This window comes from Pedobacter boryungensis (assembly GCF_013204825.1).
GTDB classification, from domain to species: domain Bacteria; phylum Bacteroidota; class Bacteroidia; order Sphingobacteriales; family Sphingobacteriaceae; genus Pedobacter; species Pedobacter boryungensis.
In genome coordinates this window covers 1,013,626-1,030,958 of sequence record NZ_JABMKV010000001.1, presented here as the reverse complement: position 1 = coordinate 1,030,958, position 17,333 = coordinate 1,013,626, and the positions used below count along the sequence as shown (strand labels likewise).

The 17,333-nt window shown below is 32.3% G+C and carries 17 protein-coding genes and 1 tRNA gene; 3 read left to right on the top strand and 15 right to left on the bottom strand.

The window, feature by feature from the left end; translation table 11 throughout:
- The first annotated feature begins 1 nt into the window (after position 1).
- Entirely contained in the window at positions 2-886 is an 885-nt protein-coding gene (locus HQN85_RS04490) for a Ppx/GppA phosphatase family protein (protein WP_173269217.1), read from the top strand.
- Here the strand turns inward: HQN85_RS04490 and HQN85_RS15860 are convergent.
- The 13 genes from HQN85_RS15860 to HQN85_RS04425 form a co-directional block, all read right to left on the bottom strand.
- Positions 883-2,340 carry a methylated-DNA--[protein]-cysteine S-methyltransferase gene (locus HQN85_RS15860; RefSeq protein WP_173269215.1) on the bottom strand — a complete coding sequence of 486 codons (1,458 nt, stop codon included), beginning with the start codon at positions 2,338-2,340 and terminating at the stop codon, positions 883-885. The genes HQN85_RS04490 and HQN85_RS15860 overlap by 4 nt on opposite strands.
- A 66-nt stretch (positions 2,341-2,406) precedes the next feature.
- Entirely contained in the window at positions 2,407-3,132 is a 726-nt protein-coding gene (pgl, locus tag HQN85_RS04480) for a 6-phosphogluconolactonase (protein ID WP_173269213.1), read from the bottom strand.
- A gap of 107 nt (positions 3,133-3,239) precedes the next feature.
- On the bottom strand, positions 3,240-4,754 hold the full coding sequence (zwf, locus tag HQN85_RS04475) for a glucose-6-phosphate dehydrogenase (RefSeq protein ID WP_173269211.1): 1,515 nt from the start codon (positions 4,752-4,754) through the stop codon (positions 3,240-3,242).
- 11 nt (positions 4,755-4,765) lie between these two features.
- The gene (gndA, locus tag HQN85_RS04470) at positions 4,766-6,190 is read right to left on the bottom strand and encodes an NADP-dependent phosphogluconate dehydrogenase (protein ID WP_173269209.1); all 1,425 of its coding nucleotides are present in this window, start codon (positions 6,188-6,190) and stop codon (positions 4,766-4,768) included.
- Between the two features lies 1 nt (position 6,191).
- Entirely contained in the window at positions 6,192-6,800 is a 609-nt protein-coding gene (locus tag HQN85_RS04465) for an HAD family hydrolase (RefSeq protein WP_173269207.1), read from the bottom strand.
- The gene (locus HQN85_RS04460; protein ID WP_173269205.1) at positions 6,800-7,558 is read right to left on the bottom strand and encodes an ROK family protein; all 759 of its coding nucleotides are present in this window, start codon (positions 7,556-7,558) and stop codon (positions 6,800-6,802) included. The genes HQN85_RS04465 and HQN85_RS04460 overlap by 1 nt, the downstream gene beginning before the upstream one ends.
- A gap of 143 nt (positions 7,559-7,701) precedes the next feature.
- A complete protein-coding gene (locus HQN85_RS04455) occupies positions 7,702-8,886 on the bottom strand; it encodes a DUF1624 domain-containing protein (protein ID WP_173269203.1) in 1,185 nt (394 codons plus the stop codon).
- A gap of 25 nt (positions 8,887-8,911) precedes the next feature.
- Entirely contained in the window at positions 8,912-9,229 is a 318-nt protein-coding gene (locus HQN85_RS04450) for a hypothetical protein (protein ID WP_173269201.1), read from the bottom strand.
- Between the two features lie 84 nt (positions 9,230-9,313).
- Positions 9,314-9,398, bottom strand: a tRNA-Ser gene (locus tag HQN85_RS04445).
- Between the two features lie 780 nt (positions 9,399-10,178).
- Entirely contained in the window at positions 10,179-11,168 is a 990-nt protein-coding gene (locus tag HQN85_RS04440; protein WP_173269199.1) for a YihY/virulence factor BrkB family protein, read from the bottom strand.
- Positions 11,169-11,170: 2 nt separating this feature from the next.
- Positions 11,171-11,581, bottom strand: a complete 411-nt coding sequence (locus tag HQN85_RS04435; RefSeq protein WP_173269198.1) for an acyl-CoA thioesterase — start codon at positions 11,579-11,581, stop codon at positions 11,171-11,173.
- Positions 11,581-12,633 (bottom strand): endolytic transglycosylase MltG, encoded by a 1,053-nt coding sequence (gene mltG, locus HQN85_RS04430; protein ID WP_173269196.1) that lies wholly within the window; start codon positions 12,631-12,633, stop codon positions 11,581-11,583. The genes HQN85_RS04435 and mltG overlap by 1 nt, the downstream gene beginning before the upstream one ends.
- An 11-nt stretch (positions 12,634-12,644) precedes the next feature.
- Positions 12,645-13,421: a PASTA domain-containing protein gene (locus HQN85_RS04425; protein WP_173269194.1), complete on the bottom strand. Its 777-nt coding sequence runs from the start codon at positions 13,419-13,421 to the stop codon at positions 12,645-12,647.
- 124 nt (positions 13,422-13,545) lie between these two features.
- Here HQN85_RS04425 and HQN85_RS04420 point away from each other — a divergent pair, with 124 nt between their 5' ends.
- Complete coding sequence (locus HQN85_RS04420; RefSeq protein ID WP_173269192.1) at positions 13,546-14,529, top strand: D-alanine--D-alanine ligase; 984 nt, start codon at positions 13,546-13,548, stop codon at positions 14,527-14,529.
- Between the two features lie 60 nt (positions 14,530-14,589).
- Here the strand turns inward: HQN85_RS04420 and HQN85_RS04415 are convergent, their stop codons facing one another.
- Entirely contained in the window at positions 14,590-16,014 is a 1,425-nt protein-coding gene (locus tag HQN85_RS04415; protein WP_173269190.1) for an MATE family efflux transporter, read from the bottom strand.
- Between the two features lie 198 nt (positions 16,015-16,212).
- A complete protein-coding gene (locus HQN85_RS04410) occupies positions 16,213-16,632 on the bottom strand; it encodes an acyl-CoA thioesterase (RefSeq protein ID WP_173269188.1) in 420 nt (139 codons plus the stop codon).
- A 375-nt stretch (positions 16,633-17,007) separates the two neighbouring features.
- Between HQN85_RS04410 and rpsO the strand changes: the two genes are divergently transcribed.
- Entirely contained in the window at positions 17,008-17,292 is a 285-nt protein-coding gene (rpsO, locus tag HQN85_RS04405; protein ID WP_173269186.1) for a 30S ribosomal protein S15, read from the top strand.
- The last annotated feature ends 41 nt before the right edge of the window (positions 17,293-17,333 follow it).

Sequence of the window (17,333 nt, the reverse complement as noted above, 5' to 3'; positions counted from 1 at the left end):
CATGATAAGATACGCTGCCATAGATATAGGCTCTAATGCCGTTAGATTATTAATTGCCGATATTACCTTGAACGATAATGAATATGGTTTTAAAAAAAATACACTTGTTAGAGTGCCTTTGCGTTTGGGCGATGATGCTTTTTTAGATCATAAAATATCATCAAAAAAAACGGAAGATTTGATAAAAACCATGAGTGCTTTTAAAAACCTGATGGACGTTTATCACGTTTCGAAATATTTAGCATGCGCAACTTCAGCCATGCGTGAAGCAGAAAATGGAAAGGATATTATAAAGAAAATAAAAGCTTTAACTGACATAGATTTAGAAATTATTGAAGGTCAACGTGAGGCTAATATTATTTACTCAAATCATATTGAACAAAATTTAGATTCCAAAAAGAGCTACTTATATATTGATGTTGGTGGGGGGAGTACAGAACTTTCAGTTTTTGTTAATAAACAGCCTATTGCATCTAAATCATTCAATATCGGTACAATCCGTATTTTGGATAACCAAGATAAAGATGAAACTTGGGAAGAGATGAAGGTTTGGGTTAAAGAACAAACTAAAGATTTAAAAAACTTAGCGGGTATTGGTACTGGAGGAAATATCAATAAATTGTTCCGCATGTCTGGAGAAAAGGAAGAAATGCCACTTACATTCTTAAAGCTTAAAACACTATATAACGAGCTTAATTCATATTCTTTAAAAGAACGCATTACACTAATGAAGCTTAATCAAGATAGGGCAGATGTAATTATTCCCGCGTGTGAGATTTATCTTACATTAATGAAATGGACGGGAATTAAGCAAGTTTACGTCCCTAAAGTTGGTATGGTTGATGGCATTATCAATTTATTGATTGAAGAAAATTTAGAGATTTAATGCTCAACCATCATCCTAAAAGTTAAATTTATTCTTGGTTGGCTAATTACTTTTGTTGGTGGTAAACGATGTAGCCAATTTGTTTGTGTGGTATCTTTCATCACCAATAAACTTCCATTTTCTAGAACTAAAGAAATTCGTTCTTTGGTTGATTTATGTTTAAATGAGAATTTACGTTCAGCTCCGAAACTTAAGGAAGCTATAGCACCATTTTTCTTTAAATCTTTTTCGCCATCACTATGCCATGCCATTCCTTCATCACCACTATGATATAAATTAAGAAGACAAGAATTGTACTTTTCTCCCGATTTTTCTTCAACCAAAATTTTTAATGCTAATAATTCTTTCGTCCAGATTAATGCTTGCTTAGTAACATTTGAGTAGGTGTATTCGAAATTATAATCTCCATACCAAGCTACTTTTCTTTTGGTTAAAATGTGTTTTCCAAAAATTATAGCTTCATCCTGTTTCCATTCTATGGTTTCCAATAAACTTTCGTAATACTGATTAGCCAATGAATGTGGCATTATTTTACCATAATAATTTACAATTCCGCCATATGGCAAAAGGTTTAAAGTTTGATCTAATTCAGTATTAAATAAATCCATGCTTGGGTTCTTAACTTGAGAAGCTTCCCAAGCCAACAATATACTTTTACGCACTTGACCCCAATGATATTGTCCAAAATTACCCGAAGATTGAATAACTCGATGACATGGAATTAAAAATGCGATCGGATTATCGCCAATAGCAGAACCGACTGCTCTTGATGCATTTGGATGACCAATTTCTTTCGCAATTCTACCATAAGTGGTGAAATTTCCCTTTGGGATTTTTAACAATGTTTCCCAAACCTTTAATTGAAACGCTGTTCCTTTTAAGTGCAATTTTATATTAGCTTTTTGGCTCCAGTTTTGATTAAATATAGGCAAAGCAGCTTCTTGTATAGTATCTTTTTGTTTGGTGAATTTTGCTTGAGGAAATTGCTGTTTAAGTTCTTGAAATGTTCTGTTCTCATCATCAGCAAATGCCATAAAACAAATTCCTTTAGGTGTTGAAGCAATTAATAGATTCCCAAAAGCAGTGGGGAAATACTCATAGTTGACCATTAAATCCGTTCCACCATTTTTAAATTCTCCAGGCGTTATCCCTTCAATATTTACAAATAAATCGTGTAAGCGACCTGTACTGGATAAACCAGTTTCAAAAGCAACATCAAATAAGGTTAATTGTTTATCTCTTAAAATGTTTTTTGCGTACGATAAACTCAAAAATTGTAGAAACTTTTTAGGACTAACTCCAGCCCATTCAGTAAACAACCGTTGGAAATGAAATGGGCTTAGGTTTACTTTTTTCGCTACTTCGTCTAAATCTGGTTGTGTCTTAAAGTTTTCTTGCAAATAACTTATTGCCTCTGCAATGCGATAATAATTTAACTGCTCTTGTGTACTCATTTTAATTTATTTGATACATCAAAGGTAGCTACCTATATTACTTCATAAAACCCGAAAGTTGCTATTTTATAAGTTAAGAAAGTTTGTAGCGCTTTCATCCACAAACCAATCTAAATTTCCACTTTGTGGCTTTATAAGTTGCGCTGGATACATTTCAAAATCTTTTTCTTCGTCTGCAATTACATGTTTTAATGCATTTGCTTTATTTTCTCCAAAGGTGATAAAAGCAACATTTTTAGCTTTATTAATTAGCGGTGCCGTTAAACTAATGCGATGGGTATTTAATTTTTCTACCCAAACAGCCGCCACAGTTTCATGTTGGTTATGTACCAAATTAGTATGAGGAAATATAGACGCTGTATGTGCATCATCACCCATGCCTAAAAGAATTAAATCAAACGTAATTTCTTCACCTTTAAAATGTTCATCTAATGCTTTTTTATAAGCAATAGCTGCTTTTTCTGGAGATAAGGTAGTATCTACATAAAAAATATGGTTTGTAGGTGTGTTTAAATTATCGAAAAGATTTTCTTTAGCCATTAAGCCATTATAATCTTTATGATTCGGTAAAACGCTTCTTTCATCTCCAAAAAAGAAATAGACCTTGTTCCAATCAATTTTATCTTTAAATGTAGTTGATAATTCTTTATAAAGCTCTTTAGGGGAGTTTCCGCCAGTTAGTACAAAATCAAAACGGCCCTTGCTAGCAATTGCTTTATTTGCAATATCAATTACATAAATAATTAGGTTTTCGTTTAATTCTGCTACAGATTTAAAGATATGTAAGTTCATTTTAAGTTTTGTTAATACATAAATCGTCATTGCGAGGCACGAAGCAATCCTAAAGCATTTTACAATGGTATTAAGATTGCTTCATGCCCCGTAATGACGACAATTTTTTATTCTTTGTCCTTTAATGGTAATGTGAACCAATGAAAACCATCTCTTGCAATTAATGCTTCGGCTTCTTCTGGTCCCCAACTATCTGCAGGATAATTCGGGAAATTAAGAGATTTTTTATTTTCCCAAGTGTTAATAATTGGCATTACTAATTCCCATGCAGCTTCAACTTGATCGCCACGCATAAATAAAGTTTGGTCTCCATTCATTGCATCTAAAAGCAAAGTTTCATAAGCTTCTGGCGTATCAGTATCGTAAGTTCCTTTATAGTCAAATACCATATCTACTGGATTTAAAACCATTTTTACACCTGGTCTTTTTGCCTGAACTTGCAAACGAATACTCATTTCTGGCTGAATACTGATGATTAGACGATTTTGTTGCCAGGTTTCAGTTGCTCTTGCAGAGAAAATATGATGAGGAACATCTTTAAACTGAATAGTTATAATTGATGAGGTTTGATTTAACCTTTTTCCTGTACGCAAGTAAAAAGGAATTCCTTGCCAACGCCAATTATCTATGAAAAATTTAACTGCAGCAAATGTTTCTGTATTAGAATGGGGATCTACACCATTTTCATGTCTATAGCTCGGAACTTCTTTTCCTTCAACCCAGCCTTTACTATATTGTCCACGAACAGCATTTGTACTAATTTCTTCTGGTTTAAAAGGTCTCATGGCTTTTAATACCTCTACTTTTCTATCACGAATTTCATCAGCGTTAAATGAAATTGGAGCTTCCATACCCACTAAACACAGCAATTGCAGCAAGTGATTTTGGATCATATCTCTCAATGCTCCAGCTCCTTCGTAATATCCACCACGATCGCCAACACCAAGTTGTTCTGTAACTGAAATTTGAATATGCTCTATATAATTTCTGTTCCATAATGGCTCAAATAATGAATTAGCAAATCGGAAAGCCATCATATTTTGAACAGTTTCTTTACCTAAATAATGATCAATACGGTAGATTTGTTTTTCTGTAAAAATCTTGCTCAGCAATAGATTTAACTCTTTTGCAGTTTCCAAATCATGACCAAAAGGTTTTTCGATTACAATTCTACTATTGTCCTCATTTTCTGTTAGCTTATATTTACATAGACACTCTGCAATTAAAGGGAAAAAATTTGGAGCTACTGCTAGATAAAATATAACTTGAGTTTCTGGACCAAATTCGGTTTGATATTTCTCAATGTCAGCTTTTAAACCCTCAAAAGTTTCTGGAACGGTAACATCGGTTGAACTATAGTGAACATTGGTTTCAAACTCTTTCCAAGCATCGTCTTTTACTTTTCCATTTCTAGAGAATTCATTTACATTTTCTAAAATAACTTCTTGGTATTTTTTATCAGTAAATTTTGTTCTACCAGTCCCTATAATTGAGAATTTTTCTGGCATATAACCTTCTGTAAATAAGTTATATAAAGCTGGTGCTAGTTTTCTTTTGTTTAAGTCGCCTGTGCCGCCAAAAATTACAAATATGGTTGGATTAAGTTTGCTTTTTTTCTTCATTGTAATGGTCATTATAAATTCTGTTTGTTCCAATCTGCATGGAAAATCCCTTCACTATCTATGCGCTCAAAAGTATGTGCACCAAAGAAATCTCTTTGAGCTTGAGTTAAATTTGATGGCATTCTGCTTGTTTTTAAAGTATCAAAATAAGTTAAAGAGGCTGCATAAGCTGGAATTGCAAGCCCTGCTTGAATTGCTGAACAAACTACATTTCTTGTTCCTTTTAAACTTTGATTAATTTTCTTTTGAATAGATGTATCCTCATATAAATGCTGCAACTCTGGTTGTTTTTTATAAGCTTGATAAATATCTTCTAAAAATTCTGCTCTTATAATACATCCTCCACGCCAAATTTTTGCAATTTCAGCTAAATTTAATTCATATTCATATTGAATAGATGCTTGCCATAATAAATGCATGCCTTGCGCATAAGCGCTAGCCATAGCGAAATAAAAAGCTTCCTCTAAATCGTTAATAAAGTCTTTGGTTGCATTAATTTTTTCCGCTGCTGGAAACGCTTCAGCTAATTCTACACGTAGTTTTTTCAGTTTAGATAAGTTTCTGCTCGAAACTGCAGCATCAATTGTTGGAATAGGTGTTTCAATATCCATCGCAACTTGTGAAGTCCATTTACCAGTTCCTTTAGATTTTGCTTCGTCCTTAATCTCATCTACCAATAAATTACCTGTCTTAACATCTTTAAAAAGAAATACGTCTTTAGTAATTTCCATTAAAAACGATTTTAAACGCCCGTTATTCCACTTTTCAAATACAGCTTGAATTTGATTATTATCATAATCTAAACCATTTTTAAGAATTTCATAGGTTTCTGCCAATAATTGCATAATTGCGTATTCAATACCATTATGCGTCATTTTCACAAAATGCCCAGAAGCACCGGGACCAATATAAGTTACACATGGTTCATCATTAACTTTAGCAGAAACTGCTTCTAGCATTTTTTTAACGACTGAATATGCTTTTTTATCACCCCCTGGCATCATACTTGGACCAAACCTAGCGCCTTCTTCACCACCAGAAATGCCCATCCCGAAGAAATGAATGCCTTTTTCTTTCAATTCAATTGCTCTTCTGCTGGTATCGGTAAAATGAGAGTTACCGCTATCAATAATGATATCGCCTTCATCTAACAGAGGTTGAAGTTCTAAGATCACACTGTCAACAATTGCTCCAGCTGGCACTAAAAGTATAATTGTACGCGGGGTTTGTAAGCTTTGTACAAAATCTTCAATCTCTGAAAATCCCTTTAGGTTATGTTTTTTGCCTTCTTCTTCAAAGATTTGTAGCATTTTTTCACTCTTATCGTAGCCTGTAACTGCAAATCCATTATCTGCCATGTTTAATAGCAAATTACGACCCATAGTTCCTAAACCAACCATTCCGAAGGTGTATTGTGCTTTTCTATCGTTATTCATTTTATGATTTATTTATACTTTCTAAAATTAGTTTAGCCTGTTTAAAGCCTTTGTGAACATGCGCATTAATTCCCATTTGCTTAGCTATTGCAACGTGGATAGCTCTATCGTCAAAATATAAGCAGTTTTGAGGCTCTTCTTGGGCAATGCCTAAAGCGAGTCTAAAAATAGATGGATCTGGTTTTGAAAAACCTACTTCGCATGACGAAATAAAAGCATCAAAACAGTCATGAAGCTTAAATTTTTTTATTCGATAATCATTAAATTCTTTTCCTTCGTTATTAATAGAGAAAATTTTAATGTTGTTTTTCTTTTTCCAATCAATTAACCACGGTAAAAATTCAGGTAATTGTTCTGATTTTGAAAACATAAACTGTTTGAAGTCTTCTTTTGAGAAAGGGCAATCTACATTGAAAATAACTGCATCTAAATATTGATCTAAATTCAATTTTCCATTTTCGAATAGAGGAAAAGCTACTGCATGATCTTTTTGAAATTGAATAGGTTCTAATCCAAATTTTTCAACAGCTTGCATTCTTGCTTTATGGTTCCATCCATCACTTAAAAGTACACCTCCAATATCTAAGAATAGTAACTTAACGTTTTCCATTATTTTTGCTGTGGGTAAGTTGTGTGGACATGATATTTTTCTTTGGCAAGCCATAACTTAGCACCGCCTTTGATACCGTCTTTATTAGAAACTAATTTGATATTTTTATCTAAATCGAAATTAATTTCGTTAGAATTTCCTCCTCCGATATATAATTTATCGTAATTAAAAACAGTTTTGTAAATTTCTATAATATACTGTAAACGCTTATTCCATTTCTTTTTCCCCACTTTATTAAAACCTCTATCGCCAATAAAATCATCATAATCATCTGTTTTATTAACGGGCAAGTGGGAGAGTTCTAAGTGAGGAAGTAATTCTCCATCAAATAATAGGGAAGTACCAAAGCCTGTACCCAGCGTAAATACAATTTCGAAACCTTTACCGCTCACAATACCTAAACCTTGTTGGTCTGCATCATTTATTAATCGTACGGGTTTGCCAAATAGATTACTTACTTGTTGGGCAAGATCTACATTTACCCATTTATTTTCGGCCAAATTTGGTGCAGTTTGTACAACACCATTTTTTACATATCCAGGAAAGCCGATGGAAATTTTTTCAAAGGATTTAAAATCTGCTGTTAGTTTTTTTATTCCCTCTAAAATTGCTTCTGGAGTTGATTTTTTGGGAGTTGGTGTTTTTTTGAAATCCGTTAGCAATTTCCCTTTTGGACTTAATAAACATGCTTTAATATTAGTGCCACCTATGTCTATAGATAATATATCACCTTGTGGAATCTTAGTTTGTAATGGCATAAGCTAATAGTTTTGATATAATTTTGTTGCTCATCATCAATAAACAAAAATACAACCATAAAGTAGCTTAGCCGTAATGTTTATGTAATAACTTTGCTGTTAATTATTAACAAAATCTTAAAAATGTTGATTAAAGCAATAGTCTATAAATATCTAAGCCACCATTGTGTATGTGTAGCTTTATATTTTTGAAACCAAATACAAGGTCGATATAAACTCGCTACAACACTAAACCAGATTAAATATACAATAGGTAGGCTATAACCTAAAGTTGCTGGACGGAAGAAAAATGGTATTTGCGGAGAAGCAATATCTTTCACACCATACCCACTCATAAAGAAAGCTATAACCAATACAACATGAAGAATATAAAAGTGTAAAACGTAATAAAAGAATGGAACTTTTCCATATACCATTGTAATTTTAGCAAACCAATTTTTAAGATTCTCAATTCCAGATAATAGCATTAAAGCTGGCCCTAATGTCATGCCATAATATTGTAGAGATGGTGGGTATTTGCTCACATTTAAGAAAGAAAAAACGGTTTTAAGTATATCATTATAAACTATTCTTTGAGTTGGGTTACCATATAAACCAAAATAGCGTAAAACGATAAAAGACAAGAATAAACCTAGTCCACTGTAAAATAATAAATGTTTTCTTTTGTTTTCATCAAATTCTTTCGTGTACCAATGTCCAATAGAAAATCCTAAAAACATAGCTCCTGTCCATGGTAAGATAGCATAAAAAATGCCGATAATATGGTTGTCTCCAATTGGGATAAAAGAAACATTTGGTGTAAATAGAAATGCGATTAATCTTCCATTAAAAGTATTTTGTTCTGGTAGTTGAAGATAATTTAAGATGTTATGTCCGAAGAATAGAATTAAGCCAACAATTAGTACTAAACGATGAGAAATTCTACTCAATATCCCTAATAAAATCATACTACAGCCAATAGCCCAAATTACTTGTAGAATGATGAAATTGTATAATGGATTAAAAGTTAATCCTAAAGTGATAAATACAATTTCTACCACAATTAACCACAGACCTCTTTTAATTAAGAAGTTACTGGCTTGTTTTGGGTCTTTGTTTTTTGAAGAAAGATAAGCAGAGACACCAGATAAGAATACAAAAGTTGGCGCACAAAAATGAGTTATCCATCGTGTGAAAAACAGAAAAATGGTAGTGACTTCTGGGTTCATTGGGTCGCTTGTTACACTACCCATATGTAAAAAATCGCGGGTATGATCTAAAGCCATGATTATCATGACTAATCCCCTTAAAATATCAATAGAAAGAATGCGTTTCGAAGCCGTTGTCATAAAGTGTTTAGTTGATTAACTAAAATTACATTATTTCATTGAATATCAAAACTTTAGGTTTTTTGTTGATCATAGTGCCTATTAACTCATCAGTTTCTATGTTTTTAAAATATAAACTATCTGATTTTTTCATTTGCTTTTTTATACAATAGTAATGGTGTAAGCAATTAATCCAGTTGATAGCAGCAATTTTGTTTTTCCATAATTGAGGGTATAAAAAAACGGTATCCAATTCAAGTCGTACCAAATTTTTACTTTCCCATTCTTTAATATTAGAAATAATTTGAGCCGTTTGTTGCGCTAAATCTGGTTTAGAAACCACTTTTTTATTTGCATAAATCATGATTGTAAATATAATTAAGACATGGCAGAAATTGACATAAAACAAAAATGCTATTAATCTTTCGACTAATAGCATTTATTTGAGCGGAGAGCGAGGGATTCGAACCCCCGGACCTATGACAGTCAACAGTTTTCAAGACTGCCGCATTCGACCACTCTGCCAGCTCTCCGCTGCAAAAGTACAAATCCGGATTAAATCTGCAAACTCTGAATACCTTTTTTTTAAAGAAAGTGGCTAAAAGCTTATAACAGAGGGATAAAAAAATCACAATACTACTTAATGTGTTACTACACCAATGATATTGTTTCTATATGAACTGGGAAAACAAATGAAATTCTATAAATATAATTGGAATATAATGTGCAATAAATTACCCAATACGTGATTTTTAGGGTGAAAAGAATTACCCATTACCCAGTACAATTATTTTGAGTATTTGATTTAGATGATAATTAATTAAAATAAAATATTAACAATCAACACTTTATCTTTTAAAGAAAAAATATTTCTTCAAAAGATACACAAGGCATACTTTTCGTTAATTGGTTGAATATTACTGAATTTAATGAAATTTTTCTCATCCCTACTTATTATTTTCTTTTTTAGCTCTTTGTGTGTTGTTGCGAATGCTGCAACTGGTTGTTTGTCTAGTAATACAACATATACATATATCAATCCAGAGGGTAAATTACGAAATGGTGTTCCATCATATTATCATCGATATGAATCTGATCGTATAGCAAGTTCAAACACCTACTGTCAGGTTAACACGGGTGAGGGTTGCTACATTTATTCAACGCGAGATGGCTATACTAGTAGTCCCGGAACGATCGTACAATATAGTCTAGTAAATAATTGTCCTATAGATGATGATATCAACTTCATCGTGGTGGGAATAGCTTTGATTGGTTTTATATATTTGAAAAGATAGTTTTATTAAAAAATAAACCTATCTATCTAATTTTTCTTCTACAGGAAGTGGTTTTTTGAAGATGTTGAAGTTTGGTCTAATGATTTTAACACTTCTTTTTGATAAATCTACACTTGCATTAAGCTCAAAACCTACCAACAAGATCAATGAGTTGAGGTAAAGCCAAATCATTACAACGATTAAAGTTCCAATAGAACCATAAATTTTATTATATGAGCTAAAGTTGTTGATGTAGAATGAAAATCCCCAAATTGTAAGGAAGGCGAGTATGGTTGCTAGCCAAGATCCTGCACTAAAGAATTTCCATTTTTTTGCATGAGCTGGACCGTAACGGTATAAAATCGAAACAGTGATGAAATACAAAACTCCTAATAATGCCCATCGTGTAAACTGAATAGCAAAAAGTGTAATACCTCCTTTATAATGAAGCTCTTTCTGTAAGTAAGTTAGTAAAAGTTCGCCCATTGCCATAGCCACAATACAAACAATCACTGACAGGGAAATAATAACAGTTAAAATTATAGCAACTATCCTTTGCTTCAACCAAGTTCTAGTTTCTACAATTAATGATGATTTATTAAAAGCAACCATCAATTTATGAACGCCATTCGTTGCAAAAAATAACGACAGTACAAAACCAAATGAAAGTAAACTTCCATTTTGAATATTTACGATTTCATTAATAGTTGTCTCAAAAGCTAAAAAAGCATTATTCGGTAATACTAAAGCTAACAATGACATTAAAGTATCTTGAAATCCGATACTTTTTGGAATATAGGGGATTAGGGTAAACAAGAAAATGATGGCTGGAAATATAGCCAACATAAAATTATAAGATAATGATGAAGCTTTATTTACCAATGCTTCCTTTCCAATTTCTTTAAAAAAGAAAGTAGCTACCGTGTAAATAGGCAAAGGGCTAAAACCAGGTAATACACAAACTTTTGTCCATTCGATAAAAAGAGAATAGATTTTAAGTCTTAATAACTGTTTGTGTATCCAATTCATTGTTAACTAAAATATTGACGAACGTTTTTCATAAAATTTTCAGGTGGTTGACAAGGCCTTCTATTTTGCTTATTTACAAAAACTAGAGTTGTTTTTCCTGTATTTATGAGTTCATTTGTTTCATTATAAATTTCATATTCTACATTTAATCTAACTGTAGGTAACTCCCTTACAATAGATTTTATAGTTAGAACCTGATTATAATAAGCTGGTTTTAAATATTTAGATTGTAGTTCAAGTATGGGAAGCATAATTCCTTCAGCTTCCATAGATTCATAAGTCATGCCAGAACATGCTTCAAAACATTCCGTTCTTGCTAATTCGTAATATTGTGTATAATTACTATGATGTACAATACCCATTTGATCAGTTTCTACGTAACGAACCCTGACTTTGCTTTCGTATACAAACATTATTTATAGATGTTACGTTTGTTTAATGCTTCTCTATATTTTCTTGCATTAATTTCATGTTGCTCTCTCGTTTCAGCAAAATTGTGGTATCCCGAAAAGTCTTCCTTGGCACACATATAGATATAATTGTTTACTTCTCGATTTAACACTGCATCAATAGCTTTAATGCTAGGCATCATAATTGGTCCTGGAGGTAAACCTGCATATTTATAAGTGTTGTATTTTGAATTTACAGAAAGTAAAGCATTGGTAACACGTTTTACTGTAAAATCATCGTTAGCATAAATTACGGTAGGGTCTGCCTGCAATAAAATACCTTTATTTAAGCGATTTAAATATAAACCAGCAATTGTCGGCATCTCTTTGTCGTAAAGGGCTTCAGAATCTACGATAGAAGCTAGAATAGAAACTTGAATAGGAGTTAAGTTCAGTTTTGCGGCTTTACTCTTACGCTCATCAGTCCAGAATTTAACATATTCTTTTTGCATTTTTTCAAAGAATTCGTTCGGGCTAACATTCCAATATAATTCATATGTATTCGGAATAAACATTGTATAGATATTCTCGGTATTAAAACCATATTTCTCTATTAAAGCAGCAGAATCTAAAACACTAATGAAAGCTAATGAATCGGCTTCCATATTTTTAGCTAAATACGCTGCAAAATTTTCTTTCTTTCTAATATTTTGGAATTTTAGTTTTACAGCATCCTGATTACCAGCTTTTAATTTATTTATTAACGTACGGTTATTCATACCATCTTTTACAGTATAGCGACCTGGTTTAATATTGCTTGCCAAATTCATCTTTTCGGCTGCTTCTTTAAAAGAATTTTCATTTTTTAAGATGCCCTTTTCTAATAAATTGTGTAAAAAACTAGTATAGTCCATGCCAGTTTTAATATAAATATATTTTGCGTTGCCTCTTACATTTGGTGCCAAGTATGTGTTATATATTTTGAGGCCAAAAAATCCTGCAATTGCAACAATTACTATTATACTAACTAATATGATTTTAGTGGTGTTTTTCAATGGTTTTTTCTCGTTATTCATTTTATAATTTACTACTGATTTTTTGGTTTGTTAGATAGTGTAATGTTTATTGGGGTTCCTATTTTAACCTTTGTCAATGTATCGGCTACTAACGGATATTGCATCACTACTATTGCATTAGCAGAATCTGTTATTGTACCTTCGTATGTTACAGTACCTAAAGTAAGCATGGAACCCTTTAAAGAAAATCTGGCTTCATCTTTTGTTAAACCAGTCAAGTTTGGTAATTCTACATCTTCATTTCCACGACCATCACCAAGTGTTAAGTTAATTCTCGATCCTGTGGGTAAAACTTCTCCACTTTTAATAAATTGACCACCAAAATAAGCTTCCAAAACTACGTCTCTTGCAACATCTGGCTTATAGGTTGTGTCGCCTAACTTTAATCGGTAACTTTCTAAAATAGATTGTGCTTCTCGAAAAGATTTAGCTTCGATATCTGGGAATTTTACATTAGGCGCTTGCGAAGTATTAATTGTCAAGTAAATTGTTCTATTTCCTTTTACAAAGGTATTTGCATCGGGATCTTGATCGGTAACTATCCCTGGTGGCTTATCCATAATATAAACCGAATCAATTTCGTAACGTAAGCCTAAATCTTCTAATTTACTAACGGCTTGTGCAAGGGTAAGTCCTTTTACTTCTGGTACATTTAAGCCTTCACCATGTTTGGTATAAAATCGTAAACTGAAAAAAGCAATTGATAGGATGGCTACAACTGTACATATTGCCGCGATAAGATTAGTTCGGAAAGATTTAGTTTTAAGATATGCAATAAAGTTGCTCATTTAATTTCTAAGTGATAGATGTATAATAATCCAAATTTAGTTTAAAAAAATATTTTATCTCAATTAAAATCAAATCTGCATCAACTAATTTATATTTTTGGCTATAAATAGTAAAGATTATCAAATGAAGAAAACAATTGCATTATTAACAGGAGGTACAACAGGCGAATGGGTAGTATCTGTAAAAAGCGCAGCAACAATTGCTCAAAATATTGATTCAACTAAGTACGATGTATATAAAATAATGCTTACAGAATCCGGATGGTTTTATGAACCAGCTGATTCATTGAAAATTGATATCGATAAAAATGATTTTTCTTTAACCCTAAATGGTAGGAAAATAAAATTTGATGGTGTTTTTATTGCTATTCATGGTTCGCCAGGTGAAGACGGAAAATTGCAAGGTTATTTTGATATGATTGGTATTCCTTATACTACGTGTAGCGCCTTAACATCTGCAATTACAATGAATAAAGGTTATACAAAAGCAATAGTTAATGGAATTAAAGATTTACATGTTGCTAAATCAATCCAAATATTTAAAAATATCAGTTTCGATATTGATGACATTAAAAATAATTTAAAGCTTCCTTATTTTGTAAAGCCGAATAGCGGTGGTAGTAGTATTGGTATGAGTAAAGTTAAACATGCTGATGATTTGCAAGCTGCATTAGATAAAGCTTTTAATGAGGATAATCAAATCTTAATTGAAGAATTTGTAGAGGGAAGAGAGTTTTCAGTTGGTGTTTTTAAATCCAAAGATGAAATTGTTGTTTTACCAGCTACAGAAGTGATTCCTGCAAATGAGTTTTTTGATTTTGAAGCAAAATATACACCTGGAGCAACAGAAGAAATCACACCTGGTCGTATGACTGATGAAGAAAAAAATAGGGTTGGAGAAATAGTAACCGGTGTTTATCAAAAATTAAATTGCAATGGTGTAGTAAGAATTGATTATTTCTTAGAAAAAGAAACTGGTAATTTTTATTTTATAGAAATTAATACTATTCCTGGGCAAACAGCAACAAGTTTTATTCCACAGCAAGTTGCGGCTATGGGCATGGAGTTAAAAGAATTTTATACGCAAGTTATCGAGGAAACTATTTAATAACATCAAAAAATAGTTTAAGCCCGAAAGTCAATAATTTATTGACTTTCGGGCTTTATTTTAAACCATGGTTTTTTGCCATTTACCTTTTCTAAATAAAATAAATGCTGCAATTGTAATTCCAACTTCGGCTACTGGAATAGCAATAAAAACACCAGTTGGCCCCATATTTAAATATTTAGCTAGATAGAATGCAAATGGAATTTGGAATAACCAAAATGCAATAACATTAATTTTCGTTGGTGTCCATGTATCTCCAGCACCATTAAATGCGCTTATCAACACCATTCCAATGCCATATAGTACAAAGCCATAACTTAAAATCCTCAAGGCTTCTACGGCAACAAGCTTTACCTGATTATCTGTCGTAAAAAACGCTGCGAAATATTTACCACAGGTTAAAAACAAAACGGTAACACATGCCATAAATATTACAGCATATTTCATAGTTACAAATACAGATTGTTGCGCTCTACCCATATGTCCAGCACCCATATTTTGTCCAACTAATGTTGCAGCAGCATTACTTAATCCCCATGCTGGCAGCATAAAAAACATCATTAAGCGTAAAGCAGTTTGATAACCGGCAGATCCATGATCTCCTCCGGTTGTAGCAACTAATTCTGCTAAAAATATCCAGCTACAAGAAGCAATAACAAACTGTAAAATAGCAGGAGCGGCTATTTTAATTATTGCTTTGATTTGTTCCCAATGTGGTTTAAAATAAGATAATTTAATTTTGAGAGCACTGTTTCCTCTTACCAAATGAAATATTTGATAGGAAACACCTAATCCTCTACCTATTGCAGTTGCCATTGCAGCACCAGTTAATCCGAAAGCTGGGATTGGACCTAAGCCTCTAATAAATAATGGACATAAAATGCAATTGGCTACGTTAGCAATTATTAAACTTTGCATAGCGATTGATGCATTACCTGCACCTCTAAAAATTCCATTTATTAAGAATAAAAGCATGATAATCATACTGCTACCCATCATGATTTGAACAAAAGTAGTGCCTTGAACAGCTGTTGTTTCTGTAGCCCCCATAAGCAATAAGAGTTCTTTTGCATAAATTAGTCCAGCAACGCTGATAACTATATTTATAAATACAGAAATCACAATAGTTTGCATACCTGCTTTTGCTGCTGCTTCTGGATTTTTCTCGCCAATTCTTCTTGCAACTACAGCGGTAGCTGCCATGCTCATTCCAATTGCCAACGAATAAATGATGGTTAAAACTGACTCCGTTAAACCAACAGTCTGTATAGCATTACTGCTATTGGGTAAATGACCAACAAAATAAAGGTCTACTAAAGCAAAAACAGATTCCATCATCATTTCTAGCATCATAGGAATTGCTAAAAGAAAAATCGCTTTGCGAATACTAATTGTCGTATAATCTGTTTCTTTGCCAATAATTGCTTGCCATAAAACAGTGAAAAAATTTGAAAGACCACCTTTGGTCTTAGAAGATTGTAACATTTGAAAAATATAAGATATAAACCATAAGATGCCGTTTTTTAGCATCAATTATTTGATAAAAGAATGTGGATTTAGCTTTTAGCAGCCAAATTTTTCCCTCGAGGCTATCATGGTTCGTTTGATTTTGATAAACAAAAATATAAAAATAAATGAAGCAGCAAATATTAATTTATTCTTATTGTTTGATTATAAAGTTAGCTAAATACTGTATGCTTTAATCATATCATCAGTTACTTTGCAAGAACGTTGGGTTTTTAAATCAATCATTACATATTCAAAAATACCATCAGAGGAAACCTTGCCAGTTGTTTTATTGATGATTTCGAACTGAACATTACTGCCTTTTTCATTCATTTCTAAAATACCAGTGCGTACTAACATTTTATCGCCCATTTTTAAAGGACGTTTAAAGTTGATGATCACTTTAGCTACAACCCAACCAAAACCTTGTTCCGAAAATTTTTCCCAGCTCATGCCGTAAAATTTATCCATTTGTTCGTAACGAGCAGCTAATACATAATCTAAATATTTGCTATTATGTACATGATTAAACATATCTATATCATCTGGACGAACGTTTAATTCACTTTCAAATATGCTGTATTGGTTGTTAATCATAATGATACAAAAGTAGCATAATAGCATTAATTATGATTCGCATTTTTTAACATACTGAGAAAACCTAAATCAACCATTTAAATTGATGAGTAATTAATAGTAAACAATAATTCATGGTTGCGACGGGCTTAGTTCGGGGTTGGTTCGGAGTTTGTTCGGACTTGTGACAATTGTATCCGAACTTACTCCGTTTTAACTTCGACTAAAATGTGAATAACAAGTTAGCTTTTGTATACCCTATAAGAAAAGCTATAACTTAAATTATTAAACCTGATTTTCAAATCATTAAGGTTTTAATTTTAGGTTTGATAATCTATAAAAATACCTTATCTTTGCGCCACAATTAATTAATTTTAACTTTAATATTATTCAAGAATGTATTTAAGTACAGAAAAGAAAGCCGAAATTTTTGCAAAACACGGCGAAGTAGCAACCAACACTGGTTCTGCAGAAGGTCAAGTAGCGTTATTTACATACCGTATTGCGCACTTAACAGAACACTTAAAGAAAAATCGTAAAGATTTCTCTACTCAGTTGTCACTTCAAAAATTGGTAGGTAAACGCCGCGGTATTTTGGCTTACCTATACAAAAAAGATATTAACCGTTACCGTGCTATCATCAAAGCTTTATCGCTAAGAGATATCATCAAATCGGTGTAATGTTATAAAAGCCATTCTTTTAGAGTGGCTTTTTTTAGTTT

Excerpts from the sequence above, each read along its gene's own strand:
- HQN85_RS04490 (WP_173269217.1), top strand. The coding sequence starts at position 2 with ATGATAAGATACGCTGCCATAGATATAGGCTCTAATGCCGTTAGATTA.
- HQN85_RS15860 (WP_173269215.1), bottom strand. The coding sequence starts at position 2,340 with ATGAGTACACAAGAGCAGTTAAATTATTATCGCATTGCAGAGGCAATA.
- pgl (WP_173269213.1), bottom strand. The coding sequence starts at position 3,132 with ATGAACTTACATATCTTTAAATCTGTAGCAGAATTAAACGAAAACCTA.
- zwf (WP_173269211.1), bottom strand. The coding sequence starts at position 4,754 with ATGAAGAAAAAAAGCAAACTTAATCCAACCATATTTGTAATTTTTGGC.
- gndA (WP_173269209.1), bottom strand. The coding sequence starts at position 6,190 with ATGAATAACGATAGAAAAGCACAATACACCTTCGGAATGGTTGGTTTA.
- HQN85_RS04465 (WP_173269207.1), bottom strand. The coding sequence starts at position 6,800 with ATGGAAAACGTTAAGTTACTATTCTTAGATATTGGAGGTGTACTTTTA.
- HQN85_RS04460 (WP_173269205.1), bottom strand. The coding sequence starts at position 7,558 with ATGCCATTACAAACTAAGATTCCACAAGGTGATATATTATCTATAGAC.
- HQN85_RS04455 (WP_173269203.1), bottom strand. The coding sequence starts at position 8,886 with ATGACAACGGCTTCGAAACGCATTCTTTCTATTGATATTTTAAGGGGA.
- HQN85_RS04450 (WP_173269201.1), bottom strand. The coding sequence starts at position 9,229 with ATGATTTATGCAAATAAAAAAGTGGTTTCTAAACCAGATTTAGCGCAA.
- HQN85_RS04440 (WP_173269199.1), bottom strand. The coding sequence starts at position 11,168 with ATGAATTGGATACACAAACAGTTATTAAGACTTAAAATCTATTCTCTT.
- HQN85_RS04435 (WP_173269198.1), bottom strand. The coding sequence starts at position 11,581 with ATGTTTGTATACGAAAGCAAAGTCAGGGTTCGTTACGTAGAAACTGAT.
- mltG (WP_173269196.1), bottom strand. The coding sequence starts at position 12,633 with ATGAATAACGAGAAAAAACCATTGAAAAACACCACTAAAATCATATTA.
- HQN85_RS04425 (WP_173269194.1), bottom strand. The coding sequence starts at position 13,421 with ATGAGCAACTTTATTGCATATCTTAAAACTAAATCTTTCCGAACTAAT.
- HQN85_RS04420 (WP_173269192.1), top strand. The coding sequence starts at position 13,546 with ATGAAGAAAACAATTGCATTATTAACAGGAGGTACAACAGGCGAATGG.
- HQN85_RS04415 (WP_173269190.1), bottom strand. The coding sequence starts at position 16,014 with ATGTTACAATCTTCTAAGACCAAAGGTGGTCTTTCAAATTTTTTCACT.
- HQN85_RS04410 (WP_173269188.1), bottom strand. The coding sequence starts at position 16,632 with ATGATTAACAACCAATACAGCATATTTGAAAGTGAATTAAACGTTCGT.
- rpsO (WP_173269186.1), top strand. The coding sequence starts at position 17,008 with ATGTATTTAAGTACAGAAAAGAAAGCCGAAATTTTTGCAAAACACGGC.